We start from the raw sequence: 19396 nt of genomic DNA, 5'->3' as shown, positions 1-19396 counted from the left end.
CCACGTGCGGCGGCAGGCCGCCAGCGGGCGGGTCAGCCCGGCCCGGTCCGGGCGGCGTACTGCGCGGCCAGCGCCTCGGCCACGCGGCCGATCAGATCCAGGGGCAGTGCTTCATTCAAGGGAAACGACAGGTTGCCCTTGGGGCCGCGGTAGCGCGCCGTCTCGGCGATCAGCGCCACGTCGTCCGTCACCGGCGGGTACACGCCAATGTGTTTCTTGAACGCCGCAAAGTAGAAAAACACCCGCCGCTGGCGGAACGCCGGCATCTGGTAGCTGATGCAGCGCTGAGCGCCCGGCACGCGGCGCTCCACGGTTTGCTGGATGCGCTCCAGCCGTTCGCGCACGGCGGGCGCCAGGGTGGCGAAATACGCTTCGTGGGTGGCAAACGTCATGGCGTGTCACTGGTTCGGGGTGCGCTCAAGTCGTCCACCACCACAAACCCGTTGTCGGCGGCCCAGGCCTCCAAGGCGCGCCGGGTCGCGGCGGCCTCAAAGACATACCAACGGTCCATCAGCTGCGTTCGCTCAAGCAGCGCCTTGAACTTGGCGTAGGCCCCTTTGTGCCGGAAGAACGACTCGATCGTTTGAAAGTGCATGGGCGCGTGCTCTTCCGCAAAGGCCAACACCAGGGTGCGCCCGAGGCCGAGGTCGTTCTTGTGCGGAACGGCCACGTACACCGATTCGTCGTCAATGTCGTCTGGCAGATCATCGTCGGCGTCGCCGCACTCGGACGTGAAAAACACCTGGCCCGTCGCCCGCGACAGCAGCGCCGCGCTATCGAATGGCGCCTCAGCTGAAGACCATTGAAGTGCGGACTCCAGGGTGCCAAAAGGAATGGGTACAGGTACGGTCATGAGCTTGCACAGCTTCAACGTTTGAGCTGAGCGGACCCCGGCGGGATGGCGCTTGGACCGCGAAGCGCGGCGATGGCCTCGCAAGCCGCGCGGCCCAAGAGCCAGGCCGGTGGAGGTCCGCTCGTGCGAAGGGATTGGCAGCGCTGCGGCAGTGGAAGCACGCTTCTACTTCTCGATGATTTGACCGATGCGGATGAGGTTTCCATCCGGATCGACGACAGCAAACTCTCGAAGTCCCCATGGCTTGTCTTCAAGAGTGTCCATGCGAGGGATGCCCGTGGAGGGCAACTGGGAGGATAGGCACGAGCGAAAGAAGCTCTCGACGTCCAGGACTCGGATGTAGCAGCCTGCTGAAGATTCTGCGGGCACCAGATCACGATGGGTGAAGAAGTGCAACTCGACACTTCCCCTTCTCAAAATGGCGTATCCGCTGTCGAATTCGTGGGCGCCACCCTCGAAACCGAGGCGCTTGTAGAACGCGACGGTGTCGTTTACCGATCGGCTCGGAAGTATCGGTATGGCGAGGTCAACTGGTTGGAGAAGCATTGGGTATTGGGCTTTGCGCTGCCTAACGATATACGACTGCAGGCGATTCCCCAACAGCCAAAACATCAGTCAGTTTCTTGCCCTTGTGGGGGAGTCCATATAGGAAGGGTTAGGCGGCACTTTACCGGCGAGAACCGATGGCTCGCAAACGAGGTGCTTCGTATATGACCTGCTCATTGGCCTGCATCAACTTCGAGAAGACTCTTATCGAACCAGACGTCTTCGTAGTTTGAACCGTCGATTTGGAAGCGATACCCAGGCGGCAGATCTAGATACTCGACAGCTTCCGGAACGTACTCCACCATGTGTTCAATGTGTAGCGGAGAAAAGAAATTAGGTGCGTTTGACAACTCGGTGCCGCACCAGATGTACCAACCATTCGATGTACCGGCCGCGTTGTGACGAAGACCGTTGATTGGCTGCTTGCCCAAGGTTGACAGTGCTATGCCAACCGCTGAGCCCGGTGCTGGTGGAGTGGAGGGCGCTTGGGCCCATTCGCAGACTGTTTGAGATTCGATGAGGCGCATGGAGTTTTGTGACGCCTAACGAGGTTGTGCAAAAACCCCAAGTCCAGCCGCAGACTGGCGCAAGGGTTCGGTTTTCTGGATCGCCATTGGTTGAGCCCTCCTGAAGTCGTTTTCGGTTTGATCGACCCATCTGATAAGGCCTCTGGCGCTCATTCTGACACCGAACAAGACCCGTATCCCTCTCGCTATTTCTTCAGCTCGCAGCCAGCCAGTTTCTCGATGTTGTGCACCAGGCAATACAGCCTCCACTGCGTGCCCACCTTCTTGCTCCCGCGCAGCGTGAACCGGTTCAGCCGCTTGTTGTGCCGGATGTTGCCAAACACCGGCTCCACCGTGCCGATGCGCTGGCTGTAGCGCCTTCTGCCCTCGGGACTGTCGATGCGTTGCTTCATCGCCTGGAGCACGTCGTTGGGGCTGCTCTGGCTCTTCTTGAAGATCGCCACCTGCCGCACCGCCGTGCGCTCAGGGTGGCGCAAGCACAGGTGCCTGTGATCGCACGGGCTGCAGCTGCTGTGGCTGCCGGTGTACTTGTGACACTGACGCCCGTTGATCGTGCAGGCGTTGCCGTTGCTGTAGAGCTTGCGGCCAGCCGGGCAGATGCAGTGGCTTTGGTCCTCGCTCACCCGGAAGTCCTCGGGCCGGTAAAGCCCGATCTTCTGCGCTGATCCCGTGGGCTTCTTCTCGTACAGCGGATCACCCTTAGCCTTGTGTTTGCCTTGGTCCTCGAATCGCTCGTCGCGCTGCCTCATCTGGTTGTCTGCAATCAGCGCATCGATGTGCTGCTCGGCCAGCGCCTGCAGGTTCTCGGTGCTGTGGTAGCCCGCATCGGCGGTGATCAAGGTGTCTGGGGTTCTCACGGCTTCACTGGCCTTGACCATGGGCAGCAGCATGGCCTGCTCCGAGCCTGAGCCGGTGACATCGGCCGCCACAATGATCTGGTTTTGACTGTCCACTGCGGCTTGCGCCGCGTAGCCCTGGATCACGCCTTTGCCGGTGGCCATCTTGGCGCTCTCGGGGTCGGTGACGTTGGTCTTGAGTTCCTGGCCTTTGCGGTTGCGCCGCGGAGCGTTGCGGGCGATGAAGTCGCGCGTGGCCTGGGCCTCTTTGTGCAGGGCCTGGATGCGGGCCTGACGCTGTTCGTCTGCGTCCGGCGCAACACCGCTGGCGTCTTGCCGCTGGTGGGCCTCGATGATCTTGCGCGCGGCCTTGTCCAGGCGCTCTGCCCGGTGTGCCAGCTCGGCATGGGTGCCGCTGCGCTCTTTGCTGGCGTTGGCCGGCAGCTTCACGCCGTCGATGGCAAACATCTGCCGCCCGATCAGGCCGAGGCGGTCGCAGGTGAGCAGCACCTGGGTGAACAAGGCCTGGATGTCGTCGCCGAGCTCGCGCACGAACTTGGCAATGAGGGTGTAGCTCGGTTGACTGTCGCCGCTGATGGCGATGAATTGCACGTTGTGCAGGCAGGCCGCTTCGATGCGCCGGCTGCTGATCAGGCCCCGGCTGTACGCCAGCAGAACGATCTTGAGCATGACACGGGGGTCGTAGGCGCTGGCGCCGGTCTCATCGTTGCGAAAGCGCGCGTCCAGGGCGCTGAGATCGAGTTCGTTGTCGATCAGGTGATCGAGCGCAAATTCAAAGCTGCCGGGTTGAATCTGATCGCTCAGCACCACGGGCAAGAGCCGGGGATTGCGGTCGATCGGTTTGTATCTCGCCATGTCCTGCTCTCCTGCTTTGAGCGTTTGGACATGGACTCCTGCGTAGACTATTCGTTCCGACTCGGTGGGGGTTTTTGCACAGCCTCAACGTGATGTATCCCGCAGAACCTGCGGGATAAGCTGGGCGATGCGGGATATTCTGGTCACGACTTCCTCCTTAAATTTCTTTTTAAATCAGGCGCTTAGATTCTTGATACTGTTTTTATAAGCAGGTATCAAGCAGCCATGAAACCCGGCACTCCTGTTTTGCGTTCCATCCGTCTGTTGGATCAGGTTCGGGAGCGCATCCGGTTTCTGCACTATAGCCTTCAGACCGAAAAAGCCTACCTGCATTGGGTGCGCTTTTTCATCCGCTGGCATGGGCGAGATGGCTTCATGCAACACCCTCGCGACCTGGGTGCGGCGGAGGTTGAGGCCTTTTTGACCATGCGGGCGACGGAACGCCATGTTTCCGCATCCACCCACAACCAGGCGCTCAGTTCCCGGCTGTTCTTGTACCGCGAGGTGCTGGGGATGGACATGCCCTGGCTCAATGGCATCAACCGGCCAACGCAAAAGCGGCGGATACCCAGCGTGTTGACTCGCGCAGAGGTCGCTTCGATGTTTCAGTTTCTGGACGGCGAGATGGCGCTGTTGGCCAAGCTGCTGTACGGCACAGGCATGCGCTTGATGGAGGGCTTGCGCTTGCGCATCAAGAATGTGGACTTTGACCGTCAGGTCATCATCGTGCGAGAAGCCAAGGGCGGCAAAGACAGGGTGGTGATGCTGCCGAAGTCGCTGGCCCCGGCTTTGCATACCCAGTTGCTGCATGCGCGGGTGGTTTGGGATGCAGACCGCCAAGTGCTGAAGGTGGCGGCGGGGGCACAGCCAGCCCGCTGGACGCTTTGAGCGTCGGCAGATGCGGGCTGACTTTGACACGGAAGTCAGCCCGCCAACGCCGCTTTCACAACGTCCGCCAGCGGCGTGGTCGGGCGGCCGATGAGCTGGCTGAGCTGGTGGCCGTCGTCAAACAGACCGCCTTTTGAGGCGCCCACGTCGGAGTCGGCCAGCAGCGCGGCGAAGCCTTCGGGCAAGCCCACCTGCACCAGGGCGGCGGCGTAGGCGGCTTCGGGCAGGTCGTTGTAGACCACGGGCTTGCCCGACTGCTTGGCGATCTCGGCGGCGAGTTCGCTCAGGGTGTAGGCGGTGTCGCCGGCGAGTTCGTACACCTGGCCGGCCTGGCCGTCTTTCGTGAGCACGGCGGCCGCGGCGGCGGCGTAGTCGGCCCGGGCGGCGGAGGCGATGCGGCCGTCCTTCGCGCTGCCCATGACGGCGCCGTATTGCAGGGCGGCGGGCACGCTGGCGGTGTAGTTTTCGGTGTACCAGCCGTTGCGCAGCAGCACGAAGGGAATGCCCGAGGCGCGCAACATGGCTTCGGTTTCCTTGTGTTCGGCGGCCAGGCCGAGCGGCGAGGTGTCGGCGCGCAGGATGCTGGTGTAGGCGATCAGCTTCACGCCGGCTTTCTGGGCGGCGGCGATCACGGCGGCGTGTTGCGGGGCGCGCTGGCCGACTTCGCTGGAAGAGATGAGCAGCAGCTTGTCCACGCCCTGGAAGGCGGCTTCGAGCGTGGCGGGCTGGGCGTAGTCGGCCTGGCGGACCTGCACGCCGAGCGCGGCGAGGTCGGCGGCTTTTTCAGGGCTGCGCACGGCGGCCACGATCTGGGCGGCGGGCACGGTCTTGAGCAGGTTCTGGAGGACGAGGCGGCCGAGCTGGCCGGTGGCGCCGGTGATGGCAATCATGGAAAAACTCCTTGTGGTGAGGGACAGAGGAGCGGAGAATACCGACCTAACAAACTTTTTGTAAGTACATACTTAAAGGTAAGTACCCCATGCCCACCACCGACCCACGGTCACCGGACCACCCTCCCGCCCTCGCCACCCTCATGGAGCGCGGCGAGCTGTTCGCGGCCGAGTGCCCTTCGCGCGCCGTGCTGCAGCACGTGACCAGCCGCTGGGGCGTGCTGGTGCTGGTGGCGCTGCTGGCGGGCACGCACCGCTTCAGCGACCTGCGCCGCAAGATCGGCGGCGTGAGCGAGAAGATGCTGGCGCAGACCCTGCAGTGGCTGGAGGGCGATGGCTTTGTGCTGCGCACGCAATACCCTGTTGTGCCGCCGCACGTGGAATACAGCCTCACGCCCATGGGCGTGGAGGTGGCGCGGCAGGTGGAGGGCCTGGCGGACTGGATCGAAGGCAACCTCGGCCGCATCCTGAACGGACGGCGCGAGCGGGCCGATGCGCTGGCGACCCAGCCGCTGCCGGGCGTGCGCGCGGGTGTGAGGACACCGGCATGAGCACCCGCTTGCACAACCTCGGCCCGCTCAGCCTGCGACCTGTGAACGAGGGTGTGTTCACCGTGCTGGCCGCCAATGGCGAGCCCGTGGGCAACCTGAAGCGCATCGGCGCGGTGTGGAAGTTCAAGGCCGTGGGCAGCACGGCGCAGGGCGAGGCCGTGCCCGGCGGCGGGCCGCTGACGGAGCGGCACAACACGGTGTTTGAGCGGCCGGACGCGGCCGAGGTGAGCGCGGGTTTGCTGGCGGGCTGAGCCCGGCCTCGCAGGATCAAGCCACGGCGAAGCGCCCGCGCAGGTAGCCGATGATCGCGGCCGAGTCGGTCAGCCACTGGCTCTGGCCCGCCGCGTCGGTGATCTTCAGGCAGGGCACCCTGGTGGCGCCGCTGCCTTGCAGCAGCTCGCTGCGGTTCGCGGCGTTGTGCTGGGCGTCACGCTGCTGGATGGGCAGCGAGAGGCGGTGCATTTCCTGCCGCACCTTGATGCAGAACGGGCAGGTGCTGAACTGGTAGAGCGCGAGGTTCTGGCACTGCAGGTTCACCGTGGTTTGCGCTGCGGGCTCGCGCACGACGCCGCGCGGCTGGGTGAGGCGCTCTTTGAGCAGCATGAACGGGCCGAGCACGGTGCGCACGGTTTTGAAGAAGGCGCGGATGAGGGGTTTCATGAATTGATTCCGGTGTGTGAGGAGGCGGCGGGCGCCCATGCGCGGCTCACGCGCACGCCGAGCGTGGCCAGCCGCTTGGCCATGCAGAGCACGGCCTTGTCTTTGCTCAGCAGGGCGGCGCGGTGCGCCACGGCGAGGTCGATGAACTGCTGGTCGTCGGCGTCTTTGCAGGTGTAGGGGGCTTTGGCCGCGATGTCTGTGAGCTGGGCGCGGGCGTCGAAACTGGCCAGCACGGCTTCAGCCGTCAGCTCGCGTGCTTCCAGGCGTTTGACCACCTGCGGGTAGGCCAGCACGCGGCGCAGTTCTTCGCGCATGACCGGCGTGGCCAGCCAGCGGGTCTGCGCATCGGCCAGGCGTTCACGCAGCGGCACAGTGGCCGGGTCTTCGTAGACGAAGAGGTCGAGCACGACGTTGGTGTCGAGCACCAGCGTCACCGGTGTCTCCCCGCTCATGCCGCCGGAGGGTTGCCGTCGGGAGCGCGCCTTGCAGTGAGATCAAAGCGGAACAGGCGGCATTCAATCGGCCCGTTCCACAGCGGCACGCGGCGCGATTCCTTGAAGCGCATCTTGCCGGGCAGCTTGAGGTCGGGCGTGAGCAGCCAGGCGCTCCAGCCGGCGTAGTGGCTTTTCCAGTGGGCGGCGAGCTGCTGGAAGAACTCGCTGCCGTCGCCGCCGTCGCTCATCTGCGCGCTCTCGCGGCCCAGCCCGGGTGCGGGGGGCGCGGCCTTGCCGGCGGTGAAGACGCGCGGGGCGCGCGGCTCCATGCGCTGGGCACGGGCGCTCGCATTCTCACCCGCCACACCGGCTGCGGCGATGCGCTCGCCATACGGCGGGTTGAGCAGCATCAGGCCCGGCGTCTGCGTGGGCGGCATGCGCTGCAGCGCGTCGCCGCCGCGCAACTCCACCGCCTGGGCCACGCCCGCGCGCTCGGCGTTGCGCTGCGCGAAATCGACCATGCGGAACGACACGTCGCTGCCGAACACGATGGGCGCGTGGCCCTCGGGCCAGTCGCGCATGCCGCGCTCGGCTTCGTCCTGGATGGCGGTCCACACGTGGGGCTGGAAGGGCAGCATCTTTTCAAACGCGAAGCGGCGCAACATGCCCGGCGGGATGTTGAGCGCGATCTGCGCGGCCTCGATCACCACCGTGCCGCTGCCGCAGCATGGGTCGTACAGCGGGGTGATGGCGTCCAGCGAGTCGGCGGCGCCGCCGTTCCAGCCGGTGGCGGCGATCATGGCCGCGGCCAGGGTTTCCTTCAGCGGCGCGTCGCCCTTGTCTTCGCGCCAGCCGCGCTTGAACAGCGGCTCGCCCGAGGTGTCGATGTAGAGCGTGAGCTCTTCGGTGGTGAGGTGGGCGTAGATGCGCACGTCGGGCCAGGTGGTGTCCACGCTGGGGCGTTCGCCGCGTTTGTCGCGGAAGCGGTCGCAGATCGCGTCCTTGATCTTCAGTGCAGCGAAGTTGAGGCTGGTGAGCGGGCTGTGCTGCGCCGTGATCTCGACCTTGATGGTCTGCTTCGGCGTGAACCAGATTTCCCAGGCGATCTCGCCAGCCGCGTTGTACAAGTCCTGCTCGCTGCGGTAGCCGCCGTGCCACAGCTGCACCAAGACCCGTTGAGAGAGTCGGCTGTGCAGGTTCAGGCGCATGGCATCGCGCCACGAGGCCTTGACGCCCACACCGCCACGCGCCTTGAAGGCCAGCGGCTCGCTGGTGATGCGCTGCACCTCGTCGGCCAGCATGTCCTCGACGCCGGCGGCGCAGGGGAGGAAGAGTTTGAGTTGGTTCACAGGAAGTACAGATGTTGAGCGCGGGTGCGTCCGCAGGTGGCGATCACGCGCGCCCGTTTCCAGCACGCACCACGGAACTGGCTTTGCCAAGCCGCGGGTGCGGCCCCCCTTGAGGGGGGAGACGCGAAGCGGCGCAGGGGGTGTTCACAGCGCCTTGCGCAAATTCGCCGGCGCGATGCGCAGCGCTTCGCGGTACTTGGCCACGGTGCGGCGCGCGCACTCGATGCCCTGCTCCTTGAGCAGGTCGGAAAGCTGGTTGTCGGAGAGCGGCTTGGCCGCCTCTTCGGCCGCGATGAACTGCTTGAGCAGCGCACGCACCGCGGTGCTCGACGCGTTGCCACCGGTCTCGGTGCCGAGGCTGGAGCCGAAGAAATACTTCAGCTCGTAGGTGCCGAACGGCGTGGACATGTACTTGGCGGTGGTCACGCGGCTGATGGTGGATTCGTGCAGGCCCAGCTCGTCGGCGATCTCGCGCAGCACCAGCGGGCGCATGGCGAGTTCGCCGTGCATGAAGAAGTTGCGCTGGCGCTCGACGATGGCGCTGGAGACGCGCAGGATGGTGTCGAAGCGCTGCTGGATGTTCTTGATGAACCAGCGCGCTTCCTGCAGGCGCTGCTGCATGGCAGCGTGACCGGCCTCGCCGCCGTTGTCACGGCCCCCGCGGTTGCCGCGCATGGCGTTGGCGTAGACGTCGTGCACGCGCAGGCGCGGCATGACCTCGGCATTGAGCGACACCTTGAAGCCGCGACCGGCGCGCGTGACGATCACGTCGGGCACGACCACGTTGCGCTCCACGTCCACGAAGCGGCGGCCCGGCTTGGGTTCCAGCCGTGCAATCAGCGACAGCCCCGAGCGCACCGTCTCGTCGTCCAGGCTGCAGAGGCCGCAAAGGCGCTTCACATCGCGCTTGGCCATCAGCTCCAGCGGCTGGCCACAGATGGCGAGCGCCGCGCGGGCGGCCGGCGAATTGCGCATCTCCAGGATCTGCAGGCGCAGGCATTCGCCCAGGTCGCGCGCGCCGACACCGGCAGGCTCCATCTGCTGCAGCCATTGCAGCGCGGTGTTGAGGCGGCCCTCAATGGCCTCGATGACCTCGAACGCCGGCTCGGCGTGGGACACGGGCGAGGCCGACAGCTGCCACCAGGCCCGCGCCAGGTCGGTCATGCGGTCTTCGAGGTACCCGTCGTCGTTGAGCGACTCGATCAGGAAATACAGGGCGGCGCGGTCTTCGTCGGAGAGGCGCAGGCAGCGCGCCTGCTCGTGCAGGTGGTCCTGCAGGCTCACGGGCACACGCGCCAGATCGGCCGCGCTGGCGGTTTCGTCGTCTTCGCCGGAGGAGCTGTTGTTGCGCGCCGGGGCGTCGCCGCCCCACTCGCTGTCATCGGGCGCCATTTCGACGGTGCCGTCGCCTTCCCAGCTCTCTTCGACCGGGCTGGCGCCTTCGAGCCGGCTTTCCAGATCGTCGGCGGGTGCGCTCTCGGACGGCGCGCTGTCGGTGCTGGACACGCGGCTGTCGAACTCGGTGGCAGCCACCGGGAATTCATCCACGGGCGAGGCCGCGTCGGCGATCTGCTCGGCCACGCTGACCGGCGCATCGGTCTGCGCCAGGCCAAAGTCTTCGCGCTCGGCCGTTTCTTCGCCGCGTTCCAGGAACGGGTTTTCGTCGAGCATCTGCTCGACCTCCTGGGCCATCTCCAGCGTGGACAGCTGAAGCAGCCGGATCGACTGCTGCAGCTGGGGGGTGAGTGCGAGGTGCTGCGAGACGCGCAGCGACAGACCTTGTTTCACAGGGCCTGTCCCGCTTGCTCGGAAAAACGATTCGCCGCCGGGCCGCCCCAAGGCGAATCAGCCCCCTTGGGGGGCAGCGAACCACACGAAGTGAGGAGCGTGGGGGTCATGCTCACATGCGGAAGTTTTCGCCGAGGTACACGCGGCGCACCTCGGCGTTTTCGACGATCTCGGCGGACGTGCCGCTGGCCAGCACGTGGCCGTCGCTGATGATGAACGCGTGGTCGCAGATGCCCAGCGTTTCGCGCACGTTGTGGTCGGTGATCAGCACGCCGATGCCGCGCGCCTTCAGAAAACCGATGATGTGCTGGATCTCCAGCACCGCGATCGGGTCGATGCCGGCGAAGGGTTCGTCGAGCAGGATGAAGCGGGGCCGCGTGGCCAGCGCACGCGCGATCTCGACGCGCCGGCGCTCGCCGCCCGACAAGGACGGCGCGGGCGAGTCGCGCAGGTGGTCCACCCGCAGGTCCTTGAGCAGTTCGTCGAGCCGGCTGTTGATCTCGGATTCACGCAGCGGCTGGCCGTCAGGCCCGTGCTGCAGCTCCAGCACGGCGCGCACGTTCTGCGCGACCGTGAGTTTGCGGAAGATCGACGCTTCTTGCGGCAGGTACCCCAGGCCGAGGCGGGCACGGCGGTGGATGGGCAGGGATTCGATGCGCCGTCCGTCGAGCAGAATCTCACCGCCGTCCGCGCGCAGCAGGCCCACGATCATGTAGAACGAGGTGGTTTTCCCCGCGCCGTTGGGGCCGAGCAGCCCCACGACCTCGCCCTTGTCCACCGACAGCGACACGTCCTTGACCACCTTGCGGCTGCCATAGGACTTCTTGAGACCCCGAACTTCCAGGCGGCTGTTCGACGCCATCCCACCCTGTGGGCTGGAGACGGTCCCCGTCACTTGCGAGGCTCGGTGATCTTGCTGCTGGGACGCAGCTTGGCTGGATCGGTGGGCACAGGCGCGGGCACATTGGCGGCCGGTGCGTCCGGAATCGGCGTGAGCATGGCGCGCACGCGGCCGGTCGGGTTGGCGGCGGTTCGGTTGGTGTCGCCACCCTTGACCGTGAACACCTCGGTCAGGCTGTTGTAGAGGATCTGGCTGCCCACGCTTTCGTCGTTGAGCTGGGTGCCACGGTAACGCCGCAACACGGCCCGTCCGGTGAACAGCACGGTTTCGGCCTTGCTGTCGTATTCGATGCGATCTCCCTCCCCTTCGATCCACTCGTCCAGTCCCTCACGCTTCTGGCGAAAGAACCCGGGCTTCTCTGGGGTGCCCACCAGCAGACCGTACTGGCTGCCCTGGGGATCCTGACGCACATCCATCTTGGCGCCGCGCATGACGATGGTGCCCTTGGTCAGCACGACGTTGCCCGTGAACACGCTGGTCTGGCGCGTGTCTTCGTAGCGCAGGGCGTCGGCCTCCACGTTCATGGGTTTGTCTTTGTCGGCTTTTTCCGCCCGGGCAGCGGAGGACAGCGTCAGCGCGAGGACCGCGACAAACAACCAGGCAGAAGGACGGTGGGGCGTGGTGTGTTGGGGCATGGCTTTGGGGAGGGCACAAATCTTGCATTCATTGTAGCGGTGCAAAACACGTTTCGCTGCCTCGGCGTGAGTTTGTTCCCCACCTGAAAGCACAAGGCCCGCAGACAGCGGGCCTTGTGCGCGTGGACCGAAAAGCTCAGCCCTTGCGAACCTCGGCGATCAGCGTGTCGGCGACCAGCAGGGTGCGTGGACCCTGGCCGCCCACGTAGAAGCGCCCGGCGACGCCCAGTGCGGGCGTGCCTTCGACCTGGTAGGCGTCCTGAAGACCGATCGCCTTTTCACCCAGCTTGGCCGCGGCACCGTTGAAGATGCCGGTGAACTGGTCGCGGTTCACGCCCTGCTTTTCCACCCAGGCCAGGATGGCCGGTGCGGTGGTCAGCGGCAGGCGCTCTTCGTGGATCGCCTTGAACACCTTCTCGTGCAGCTTGTCGACCAGGCCCATGGCTTCCAGCGTGAAATACAGGCGCTGCATCGGCACGAAGTTCTGGTTGAAGGCCACCGGCATGCGACGCACGTTGACGTGGGCCGGTTTGCGTTTGACCCATTCGTTGAAGACCGGCTCGAAGTTGAAGCAGTGGATGCAGCTGTAGGCAAAGAACTCCACCACCTCGACCTGCCCTGCGGGCGATTCGGTCAGCGCGGGCTTGGCCAGGCGCACAAAGTCCTTGCCCTCCTGGAACGCGACGCGCTGGGCGAGCGCGGGCGTCAAACTCATGCCGGCCGCTGCGGCGGCGCCGACAGAGAACAGGCTGCGGGAAAAAACTCGACGGTCCATGTGGTCAAACTCCTTGAAAGGGTGTGTTGGGGCTGTGTCCAAAGCGAAAAGTTCCGTGAGCCGGCAGCACCAGCGTCAGCGTTGCACGCGCACCAGCGCGGCCTCCACCCCGTTGACCTCCAGCTGCTCGCGGGTGGCGTCGGCCATCGACTTCTGGCCGAAGGGGCCCATGCGCACACGGTAGACGGTGCGCCCCGCCTGCTCGCGCTCGCTGACGCTGGCGTCCATGCCCAGCATCGCCAGGCGCGCCTTCTGGGCCTGCGCCTCTTCGGGTGACCTGAAGGCCCCGGCCTGGACGAAATACGCGAACGGATCGGCGCCCGCCGCAGCCGGGTCGGCGGCAGCCCCGGTCTTGGACTTCATGAGATCACCCAGCGGATCGGCTTCGGGCTTGGCCGTGGCCGCATCGGCGGGTTTGGTGGCGCCGGGTTTGGCCGGATCGGTCTTGGTGGCGCTCGCGTCCTTGTCGGGTGGCGTCTGCTCGGGGGTGGACGGCTGCGGCGCCACAGGGGGCTCAGGCAACGGCGCGGGTTTGCCCGCCAGGCCAGCGTTCGGGTTCCAGCCCTTGTTGCGTTCGGCCTCGGCCGCGTCCTGCGCCGGTTTGCGCGACACGCCCCGGTCCACGAACGGCACGGGCACGCGGGTGACGTACACCGCCACCGACAGGGCCACGCCCAGACCGACGAGCAGGCCGACCACGAAACCCGTGAGGGTGCCGCCGTGGTGCTTTCTCGCCTGCGTAGCTTGAAGTTTCATGGGTGCTTTCAATTCACATCTTTTGCGGTGCGCTCACGCCGAGCACCGCCAAACCATTGTGCAATACCTGCGCGGTGGCAGCGACCAGCGCCAGACGGGCCTTTTTCACGGCCTCGTCGTCCACCAGGATGCGCTCGGCGTCGTAGTAGCTGTGGTAACTCGCGGCCAGTTCGCGCAGGTAGAAGGTCACGTCGTGCGGCGCGAAGTCGCGTGCGGCGTCGCTGAGCATGGCCGGGTACTTGGCCAGCAACAGCATGAGCGCCTGTGCCGCCGGGCTGTCCAGCGGCGCGAGGTCCACGTCCTTCAGCGTCGCCACATCGCCGCCCCAGGCCGCGAGCACGGAGCAGATGCGCGCGTGGGCGTACTGCACGTAATACACCGGGTTGTCGTTGTTCTTCTGCACGGCCAGGTCAACGTCGAAGGTGTATTCGGTGTCGGGCTTGCGGCTGAGCAGGAAGAAACGCACCGCGTCCTTGCTGGTCCATTCGATCAGGTCGCGCAGGGTCACGTAGCTGCCGGCGCGCTTGCTGATCTTCACCTCTTCGCCGCCGCGCACCACACGCACCATGGTGTGCAGCACGTAGTCGGGGTAGCCCTGGGGGATGCCCACGCCAGCGGCCTGCAAGCCGGCGCGCACGCGCGCAATGGTGCCGTGGTGGTCGGTGCCCTGGATGTTGATGACCTTGGTGAAACCGCGCTCCCACTTGGCGATGTGGTAGGCCACGTCGGGCACGAAGTAGGTGTAGGTGCCGTCGCCCTTGCGCATGACGCGGTCCTTGTCGTCGCCGTACTCGGTGGACTTGAGCCACAGCGCGCCGTCGAGCTCGTAGGTTTTGCCGGCGTCCACGAGTTTCTTCACCGTCGCGTCCACGCGGCCGCTGGTGTACAGGCTGGACTCCAGGTAGTAGTGGTCGAACTTGACGGCAAAGGCCTGCAGGTCCAGGTCCTGCTCGTGGCGCAGGTAGGCCACCGCGAACTGGCGCATGCCGTCGAGGTCTTGCGCGTCGCCGCTGGCGGTGAACTCGCGGTCGTCGGACTTGACGGTCTTCTTCGCCAGGAAATCGTTGGCGATGTCCTGGATGTAGTCGCCGTTGTAGAACCCCTTGCTGGCCGGGTTCTCGGGGTCGGTCGGCCAGCATTCGTCACCCGGCTTGAAGCCGTTGACACGCAGTTGCGTGGAATGGGCCAGGGTGCCGATCTGCACGCCCGCGTCGTTGTAATAGAACTCGCGGTGCACGTCCCAGCCCTGGGTCTGGTACAGGCTGCAGATGGCGTCGCCCAGCGCGGCCTGGCGACCGTGGCCCACGTGCAGCGGGCCGGTTGGGTTGGCCGAGACGAACTCGACCATCAGTCGCTGACCGTTGCGCGGCTGTTGCCCGAACGCCTCGGCGGCGTCGAGGATTTCACGCACGGTCTGCTGCTTCGCGGCCGGCTTGAGGCGGATGTTGATGAAGCCCGGGCCGGCGATGTCGATGTCGGACACCCACCGCTGGTACGCCGGCTGGGCCAGCAGCGTGGCGCGCAGGGTTTCCGCCAGCTGGCGGGGGTTGAGCTTGAGCGGCTTGGCCAGCTGCATGGCCGCGGTGCAGGCGAAATCGCCGTGCGCGGCCACCTTGGGTGATTCAAAAGCCGCGCGGGCGCCCGCGCCGGGGGACAGGGTTTCCAGCCCGGCGGCCAGGCCGCTGAGCAATTCTTGTTTGACTGAGAGCATGGGGCGGGATTTTACGGGGGCGGCCTGCCAGGGGCGGCGCGGCCGGATGCGGTATGTTCAACGGGCCCGGCACCGGGCAAGGCGGCACCGACATCCGGGGACGCCCTTCCAACCAGAGGACCTCCATGAAACAACTCATCACCTTGATCGCGCTGGCCGGCTCTTTGTCCATGGCCCTGGCTCAAACCGCCGCCCCTGCCGCCGCACCCGCGGCGGCGCCAGCCAAGGCACAGGCGGCGGCTCCCGCCGCCACCCCGGCCACCCCGGCTGCGCCTGCGACCGCTGCCACACCGGCCACGCCTGCAGCGGCCGAGAAAGCGCCGTCCGCCCAGCAGAACCGCATGAAGGCCTGCAACGCCAACACGCAGGCCAAAACCCTCAAAGGCGACGCGCGCAAGGCCTTCATGAAGTCCTGCCTGAGCGGCGACACCGCTGTCGGCACCGCCCAACAGAACAAGATGAAGACCTGCAACGCCGACCCCAAGGCCAAGACCCTGAAGGGCGACGAGCGCAAGGCGTTCATGAGCAGCTGCTTGAAAGGTTGACCCCCCTGCGCCGCTTCGCGGCTTCCCCCTGAGGGGGACCACACCAGTGGCCCGGCGAAGCCGGTTCCACGGTGTGTGCTGGGCAAGGCACGTGCTCCGGCAAGCGAAGGTGCTTGCTCGATACCTGCGGCTCAGTTCAAAGAAACCGGCGGCAGGCTGGCATGCGCCGCTGCCTTCACCGCCGCCGTCAGCCGCTGCGCCGACAGTGGCTCCCGCTCCCAGTGTTGCCAATACAACACCACGTCCACCGTGGCGCCGGGCAGCACCTCCTGCAGCCCCGGCCGGCCGGTCAGGTCCTGCTCGGGCACCATGCCCCAGCCCAGCCCCAGCTCGATCGCGCGCTCGAAGGCGTCCACCGCCGGTGTGTAGTGGCGCGGGTAGTGGGGTTGCTTCAGGCCGAAGTGCTGTTCCAGAAAGGCGTCCTGCAGCGCGTCCTTGCGGTTGAAGATGATGGCCGGGTGCGCCAGCAGCTGGTGCGGTGACACGGCGCCACGCGGCGTGGTGCAGCGTTGCACCACCTCGGGCGCGGCCACGCAGCGGTAGCGCATCACGCCCAGCGGTTCGGCCACGCAGCCGCGCATGGGCTGGGCCAGCGTGGTGACGCAGCCGACCACGTCGCCGCTTTTCAGCGCGTCGTGCGTGTGGTCCTGGTCGTCGATCACGATCTCCAGCAGCAGCCGGTGGCGCTTCAGCAGCGGCGCCACGCCGGGCAAAAACCAGCTCGCCACCGAATCGGCGTTGATCGCCACGCTCAGGTTCTGCCAGCGCGCGCCGTCTTTCGCCCCGGCACCCTGCAGCCCGCCCAGCAGATCGGCCTCCATCAACCGCAGCTGCTTCACATGCGCCAGCAGCGCCTGGCCGGCCGCCGTGGCGCGCACCGTCTTGCCGCGCACCAGCAGGCGCTGGCCCAGCCCTTCTTCCAGTGCCTTGATGCGCAGCGACACCGCAGCGAGGGTGAGGTTCAGCGCCTGCGCAGCCGGGCCAAAGCCGCCGTGTTCGATCACGGCGGCGAGGGCGTCGAGTTGGCGGGCGTCGAGCATGTTTCGATCAAGTAATTATTGAGTGATCAGAGTTTAAGTTAACTTCATTTAAATCATGGATCCAACGGCGCACACTGGCGGCCAGTTCTTCCAGACAACACCTGTCACACACGCTTTCCCGGAGTCCCCCATGGTCCTCGCTTTTCCCACCTTCTCCGCCGGCATGCTGTTGAGCATGTCGCTCATCATGGCGATCGGCCCGCAGAACGCGCACGTGCTGCGCATGGGCCTGCAGCGCCAGCACCTGTGGCTCACCGTGGCCGTGTGTGCGCTGGCCGACGTGGTGCTGATCGGCCTCGGCGTGCTCGGTCTGGCCCAGCTCGGCGGCCTCTCCGACAAGATGCTCGGCGCGCTGGTGGGTGCCGGCGTGTTGTTCCTGGGCGTGTACGGCTGGCAGGCGTTCCAGCGCTTCCTGAAGCCGCAGGCGATGGTCGCGCTGAACGACGGTGCCGGCGACCAGACCCGCCAAGCCCCCACACCGTTGACGCAGCGCCAGGCCATCCTCTCGGCGCTCGCGTTCTCGTGGCTCAACCCGCACGCCTGGATCGACACCGCCGTGCTGATCGGCACGGCCTCGCTGGCCTACGGGCAGGGCAGCACCGTGTTCGGCCTGGGCGCCGCCACCGGCTCGCTGGTCTGGTTCCTGCTGCTCGGCGCCGCCGCGTTCTGGCTCGGCCGCCGGCTCAATTCGCTGCACCTCTGGCGCTTGCTGGACGGCGCGGTCGCTCTCATGATGTGGGCCACGGCCGGCTGGCTCATCGCCAGCCTGTTCTGACCCACCCCCGCGCCGCGCTTCGCGCGTCACCCCCTCAAGGGGACAACACCAGCGGCCCGGCGGAGCCGGTTCCGCGGTGTTCTGGCACCAGACCCTTCACCCGTTGCGCATCTGGGAAGAAACGATCGCTGCATCCAAGGTTGACCCACATGACCCACACCCGCCCCGCCACCGCCCCGGTCACGATCTTCGGCCCGGACTTCCCCTTTGCCTTCGACGACTGGCTGAAACACCCGCAGGGTCTGGCCACGTTGCCAGCCAGCGCGCACGGCACCGAGGTGGCCATCGTCGGCGCGGGCATCGCCGGGCTGGTGGCGGCCTACGAGCTGATGAAGCTGGGCCTGAAGCCCGTGGTGTACGAGGCCTCGCGCATGGGCGGGCGGCTGCGTTCGCAACCGTTTGAAGGCGGCCAGGGCGTGATCGCCGAGCTGGGCGGCATGCGCTTCCCGGCGTCGGGCACGGCCTTCTACCACTACGTGCACCTGCTCGGCCTGCAGACCCAGCCCTTCCCCAACCCGCTGACGCCCGCGGCCGGCAGCACGGTGATCGACCTCGAAGGCCAGACGCACTACGCGCGCTCGCTGGCCGAGCTGCCGCCTCTGTTCACCGAGGTGGCCGAGGCCTGGAGCGAGGCGCTCGCCGAACTGGGTTTCGGCGACCTGCAGCGGGCGCTGCGCGAGCGCGACGTGCCGCACCTGAAGACCCTGTGGAACCGTCTCGTGCCGTTGTGGGACGACCGCACGTTTTACGACTTCATCGCACAGTCGGAAGCGTTTTCGAAGCTCTCGTTCCGGCACCGCGAGGTGTTCGGCCAGGTGGGCTTCGGCACCGGCGGCTGGGACTCGGACTTTCCCAACACCATGCTGGAGATCCTGCGCGTGGTGCTCACGGGTTGCGACGAAGACCAGCACCTGATCGTGGGCGGCGTGCAGCAGGTGCCGCTGGGCCTGTGGGCCCACGCGCCCGGGCAGATCACCCACTGGCCCGCCGGCACCTCGCTCGCCAGCCTGCACGGCGGTGCCACGCGCGCGGGCGTCACCGCCATCGCGCGCGCGGCGGACGGCCGGCTCGCCGTCACCGACACCTGGGGCGCCACGCGCCATTTCCCGGCCGTGCTCGTGACCTGCCAGAGCTGGCTGCTCACCACGCAGATCGCGGTCGAAGAAAGCCTGTTCTCGCAGAAGTTGTGGATGGCGCTGGACCGCACGCGCTACATGCAGTCGAGCAAGACCTTCGTGATGGTGGACCGCCCGTTCTGGAGAGACGTGGACCCCGCCACCGGCCGCGACACCATGAGCATGACGCTCACCGACCGGCTCACGCGCGGCACCTACCTGTTCGACAACGGGCCGGACCGGCCTGCCGTGATCTGCCTCTCCTACGCCTGGATGAGCGACGCCCTCAAGATGCTGCCGCACAGCCCCGAAAAACGCGTGCAGCTGGCGCTGGCGGCGCTGAACAAGATCTACCCGGCCGTGGACATCGCCAGCCACATCGTCGGCGACCCGATCACCATTTCATGGGAGGCCGACCCGTATTTCCTCGGCGCCTTCAAGGGCGCCCTGCCCGGCCACTACCGCTACAACCAGCGCATGTACGGCCACTTCATGCAGGACGGCTTGCCCGCCGCCGAACGCGGCATCTTCCTCGCGGGCGACGACGTGTCGTTCACCCCCGCCTGGGTCGAAGGCGCGGTGCAGACCTCGCTCAACGCGGTGTGGGGCATCGTCCACCAGCTCGGGGGTCAGTGCCCGGCCGACAACCCCGGGCCGGGCGAGTGCTTCCCCGAGATCGGCCCCATCGCCTTGCCAGAATGAACATGCCCCCACGCTCCACCGCTGCGCGGGTCGCTGCCCCCCGAGGGGGCGCGTCTTGCCTTGGGGCGGCCCGGCGGCGAAACCATCCCCCACGCTCCGCCGCTGCGCGGGTCGCTGCCCCCCGAGGGGGCGCGTCTTGCCTTGGGGCGGCCCGGCGGCGAAACCCTCCCCCACGCTCCGCCGCTGCGCGGGTCGCTGCCCCCCAGGGGGGCGCGTCTTGCCTTGGGGCGGCCCGGCGGCAAA

22 protein-coding genes are annotated in these 19396 nt (G+C 66.6%); 6 read left to right on the top strand and 16 right to left on the bottom strand.

Features of this window, described 5'->3' with window-relative positions; genetic code table 11:
- Nucleotides 1–32: 32 nt before the first annotated feature.
- The 5 genes from IM738_RS24350 to IM738_RS24330 all read right to left on the bottom strand — a co-directional run bounded on the left by IM738_RS24350 (nt 33) and on the right by IM738_RS24330 (nt 3638).
- On the bottom strand, nt 33–392 hold the full coding sequence (locus IM738_RS24350) for an iron chaperone (RefSeq protein ID WP_236963591.1): 360 nt from the start codon (nt 390–392) through the stop codon (nt 33–35).
- Nucleotides 389–871, bottom strand: coding sequence for a hypothetical protein (locus IM738_RS24345; protein ID WP_236963590.1), 483 nt, complete (start codon nt 869–871; stop codon nt 389–391). The genes IM738_RS24350 and IM738_RS24345 overlap by 4 nt, the downstream gene beginning before the upstream one ends.
- Nucleotides 872–1018: 147 nt before the next feature.
- A complete protein-coding gene (locus IM738_RS24340) occupies nt 1019–1465 on the bottom strand; it encodes a bleomycin resistance protein (RefSeq protein ID WP_236963589.1) in 447 nt (148 codons plus the stop codon).
- 107 nt (nt 1466–1572) lie between these two features.
- A complete protein-coding gene (locus IM738_RS24335) occupies nt 1573–1926 on the bottom strand; it encodes an immunity protein Imm33 domain-containing protein (RefSeq protein ID WP_236963588.1) in 354 nt (117 codons plus the stop codon).
- A gap of 185 nt (nt 1927–2111) precedes the next feature.
- Nucleotides 2112–3638, bottom strand: a complete 1527-nt coding sequence (locus IM738_RS24330) for an IS1182 family transposase (RefSeq protein WP_236963587.1) — start codon at nt 3636–3638, stop codon at nt 2112–2114.
- 225 nt (nt 3639–3863) lie between these two features.
- Here IM738_RS24330 and IM738_RS24325 point away from each other — a divergent pair, with 225 nt between their 5' ends.
- Nucleotides 3864–4526: a phage integrase N-terminal SAM-like domain-containing protein gene (locus IM738_RS24325; protein ID WP_442908466.1), complete on the top strand. Its 663-nt coding sequence runs from the start codon at nt 3864–3866 to the stop codon at nt 4524–4526.
- Between the two features lie 35 nt (nt 4527–4561).
- Here the strand turns inward: IM738_RS24325 and IM738_RS24320 are convergent, their stop codons facing one another.
- Entirely contained in the window at nt 4562–5416 is an 855-nt protein-coding gene (locus IM738_RS24320) for an SDR family oxidoreductase (RefSeq protein WP_236963586.1), read from the bottom strand.
- Between the two features lie 89 nt (nt 5417–5505).
- On the opposite strand from IM738_RS24320, the gene IM738_RS24315 reads away from it, so the two are divergent.
- A complete protein-coding gene (locus IM738_RS24315; RefSeq protein WP_236963585.1) occupies nt 5506–5967 on the top strand; it encodes a winged helix-turn-helix transcriptional regulator in 462 nt (153 codons plus the stop codon).
- The gene (locus IM738_RS24310) at nt 5964–6218 is read left to right on the top strand and encodes a hypothetical protein (RefSeq protein ID WP_236963584.1); all 255 of its coding nucleotides are present in this window, start codon (nt 5964–5966) and stop codon (nt 6216–6218) included. Before IM738_RS24315 ends, IM738_RS24310 begins: the two co-directional genes overlap by 4 nt.
- Nucleotides 6219–6234: 16 nt before the next feature.
- On the opposite strand, the gene IM738_RS24305 is transcribed toward IM738_RS24310, so the two are convergent.
- The 9 genes from IM738_RS24305 to argS all read right to left on the bottom strand — a co-directional run bounded on the left by IM738_RS24305 (nt 6235) and on the right by argS (nt 14976).
- A complete protein-coding gene (locus tag IM738_RS24305) occupies nt 6235–6627 on the bottom strand; it encodes a glutaredoxin family protein (protein ID WP_236963583.1) in 393 nt (130 codons plus the stop codon).
- Nucleotides 6624–7079, bottom strand: coding sequence for a putative toxin-antitoxin system toxin component, PIN family (locus IM738_RS24300; RefSeq protein WP_236963582.1), 456 nt, complete (start codon nt 7077–7079; stop codon nt 6624–6626). The genes IM738_RS24305 and IM738_RS24300 overlap by 4 nt, the downstream gene beginning before the upstream one ends.
- Complete coding sequence (locus IM738_RS24295) at nt 7076–8410, bottom strand: THUMP domain-containing class I SAM-dependent RNA methyltransferase (RefSeq protein ID WP_236963581.1); 1335 nt, start codon at nt 8408–8410, stop codon at nt 7076–7078. Before IM738_RS24295 ends, IM738_RS24300 begins: the two co-directional genes overlap by 4 nt.
- A gap of 144 nt (nt 8411–8554) precedes the next feature.
- Nucleotides 8555–10198 carry an RNA polymerase factor sigma-54 gene (gene rpoN, locus IM738_RS24290; protein WP_236963580.1) on the bottom strand — a complete coding sequence of 548 codons (1644 nt, stop codon included), beginning with the start codon at nt 10196–10198 and terminating at the stop codon, nt 8555–8557.
- Nucleotides 10199–10310: 112 nt separating this feature from the next.
- Nucleotides 10311–11060 carry an LPS export ABC transporter ATP-binding protein gene (lptB, locus tag IM738_RS24285; protein WP_236963579.1) on the bottom strand — a complete coding sequence of 250 codons (750 nt, stop codon included), beginning with the start codon at nt 11058–11060 and terminating at the stop codon, nt 10311–10313.
- 29 nt (nt 11061–11089) lie between these two features.
- Nucleotides 11090–11734: a lipopolysaccharide transport periplasmic protein LptA gene (lptA, locus tag IM738_RS24280; protein WP_236963578.1), complete on the bottom strand. Its 645-nt coding sequence runs from the start codon at nt 11732–11734 to the stop codon at nt 11090–11092.
- 136 nt (nt 11735–11870) lie between these two features.
- Nucleotides 11871–12509, bottom strand: a complete 639-nt coding sequence (locus IM738_RS24275) for a thiol:disulfide interchange protein DsbA/DsbL (protein WP_236963577.1) — start codon at nt 12507–12509, stop codon at nt 11871–11873.
- A gap of 75 nt (nt 12510–12584) precedes the next feature.
- Nucleotides 12585–13265, bottom strand: coding sequence for an SPOR domain-containing protein (locus tag IM738_RS24270; RefSeq protein WP_236963576.1), 681 nt, complete (start codon nt 13263–13265; stop codon nt 12585–12587).
- Nucleotides 13266–13278: 13 nt separating this feature from the next.
- On the bottom strand, nt 13279–14976 hold the full coding sequence (gene argS / locus IM738_RS24265) for an arginine--tRNA ligase (protein WP_236963575.1): 1698 nt from the start codon (nt 14974–14976) through the stop codon (nt 13279–13281).
- A 125-nt stretch (nt 14977–15101) separates the two neighbouring features.
- Between argS and IM738_RS24260 the strand changes: the two genes are divergently transcribed.
- On the top strand, nt 15102–15521 hold the full coding sequence (locus IM738_RS24260; protein WP_236963574.1) for a PsiF family protein: 420 nt from the start codon (nt 15102–15104) through the stop codon (nt 15519–15521).
- A gap of 131 nt (nt 15522–15652) precedes the next feature.
- Here the strand turns inward: IM738_RS24260 and IM738_RS24255 are convergent, their stop codons facing one another.
- Complete coding sequence (locus tag IM738_RS24255) at nt 15653–16561, bottom strand: HTH-type transcriptional regulator ArgP (protein WP_236963573.1); 909 nt, start codon at nt 16559–16561, stop codon at nt 15653–15655.
- A gap of 130 nt (nt 16562–16691) precedes the next feature.
- Between IM738_RS24255 and IM738_RS24250 the strand changes: the two genes are divergently transcribed.
- Together IM738_RS24250 and IM738_RS24245 are read left to right on the top strand one after the other, a co-directional pair.
- Nucleotides 16692–17336, top strand: a complete 645-nt coding sequence (locus IM738_RS24250) for a LysE/ArgO family amino acid transporter (protein WP_236963572.1) — start codon at nt 16692–16694, stop codon at nt 17334–17336.
- 149 nt (nt 17337–17485) lie between these two features.
- Complete coding sequence (locus IM738_RS24245) at nt 17486–19153, top strand: flavin monoamine oxidase family protein (protein ID WP_236963571.1); 1668 nt, start codon at nt 17486–17488, stop codon at nt 19151–19153.
- The last annotated feature ends 243 nt before the right edge of the window (nt 19154–19396 follow it).

This window comes from Hydrogenophaga sp. SL48 (genome assembly GCF_021729865.1).
Taxonomy (GTDB): domain Bacteria; phylum Pseudomonadota; class Gammaproteobacteria; order Burkholderiales; family Burkholderiaceae_C; genus Hydrogenophaga.
Note: the sequence above shows the minus strand (reverse complement) of the source record. Positions and strands in the feature narration are given on the sequence as shown.

What these genes read in the sequence shown, in the direction of transcription:
- IM738_RS24350 (WP_236963591.1), bottom strand. Translation starts at nt 392, where the DNA reads ATGACGTTTGCCACCCACGAAGCGTATTTCGCCACCCTGGCGCCCGCC.
- IM738_RS24340 (WP_236963589.1), bottom strand. Translation starts at nt 1,465, where the DNA reads ATGTTTTGGCTGTTGGGGAATCGCCTGCAGTCGTATATCGTTAGGCAG.
- IM738_RS24335 (WP_236963588.1), bottom strand. Translation starts at nt 1,926, where the DNA reads ATGCGCCTCATCGAATCTCAAACAGTCTGCGAATGGGCCCAAGCGCCC.
- IM738_RS24330 (WP_236963587.1), bottom strand. Translation starts at nt 3,638, where the DNA reads ATGGCGAGATACAAACCGATCGACCGCAATCCCCGGCTCTTGCCCGTG.
- IM738_RS24325 (WP_442908466.1), top strand. Translation starts at nt 3,864, where the DNA reads ATGAAACCCGGCACTCCTGTTTTGCGTTCCATCCGTCTGTTGGATCAG.
- IM738_RS24320 (WP_236963586.1), bottom strand. Translation starts at nt 5,416, where the DNA reads ATGATTGCCATCACCGGCGCCACCGGCCAGCTCGGCCGCCTCGTCCTC.
- IM738_RS24315 (WP_236963585.1), top strand. Translation starts at nt 5,506, where the DNA reads ATGCCCACCACCGACCCACGGTCACCGGACCACCCTCCCGCCCTCGCC.
- IM738_RS24310 (WP_236963584.1), top strand. Translation starts at nt 5,964, where the DNA reads ATGAGCACCCGCTTGCACAACCTCGGCCCGCTCAGCCTGCGACCTGTG.
- IM738_RS24305 (WP_236963583.1), bottom strand. Translation starts at nt 6,627, where the DNA reads ATGAAACCCCTCATCCGCGCCTTCTTCAAAACCGTGCGCACCGTGCTC.
- IM738_RS24300 (WP_236963582.1), bottom strand. Translation starts at nt 7,079, where the DNA reads ATGAGCGGGGAGACACCGGTGACGCTGGTGCTCGACACCAACGTCGTG.
- lptB (WP_236963579.1), bottom strand. Translation starts at nt 11,060, where the DNA reads ATGGCGTCGAACAGCCGCCTGGAAGTTCGGGGTCTCAAGAAGTCCTAT.
- lptA (WP_236963578.1), bottom strand. Translation starts at nt 11,734, where the DNA reads ATGCCCCAACACACCACGCCCCACCGTCCTTCTGCCTGGTTGTTTGTC.
- IM738_RS24275 (WP_236963577.1), bottom strand. Translation starts at nt 12,509, where the DNA reads ATGGACCGTCGAGTTTTTTCCCGCAGCCTGTTCTCTGTCGGCGCCGCC.
- IM738_RS24270 (WP_236963576.1), bottom strand. Translation starts at nt 13,265, where the DNA reads ATGAAACTTCAAGCTACGCAGGCGAGAAAGCACCACGGCGGCACCCTC.
- argS (WP_236963575.1), bottom strand. Translation starts at nt 14,976, where the DNA reads ATGCTCTCAGTCAAACAAGAATTGCTCAGCGGCCTGGCCGCCGGGCTG.
- IM738_RS24260 (WP_236963574.1), top strand. Translation starts at nt 15,102, where the DNA reads ATGAAACAACTCATCACCTTGATCGCGCTGGCCGGCTCTTTGTCCATG.
- IM738_RS24255 (WP_236963573.1), bottom strand. Translation starts at nt 16,561, where the DNA reads ATGCTCGACGCCCGCCAACTCGACGCCCTCGCCGCCGTGATCGAACAC.
- IM738_RS24250 (WP_236963572.1), top strand. Translation starts at nt 16,692, where the DNA reads ATGGTCCTCGCTTTTCCCACCTTCTCCGCCGGCATGCTGTTGAGCATG.
- IM738_RS24245 (WP_236963571.1), top strand. Translation starts at nt 17,486, where the DNA reads ATGACCCACACCCGCCCCGCCACCGCCCCGGTCACGATCTTCGGCCCG.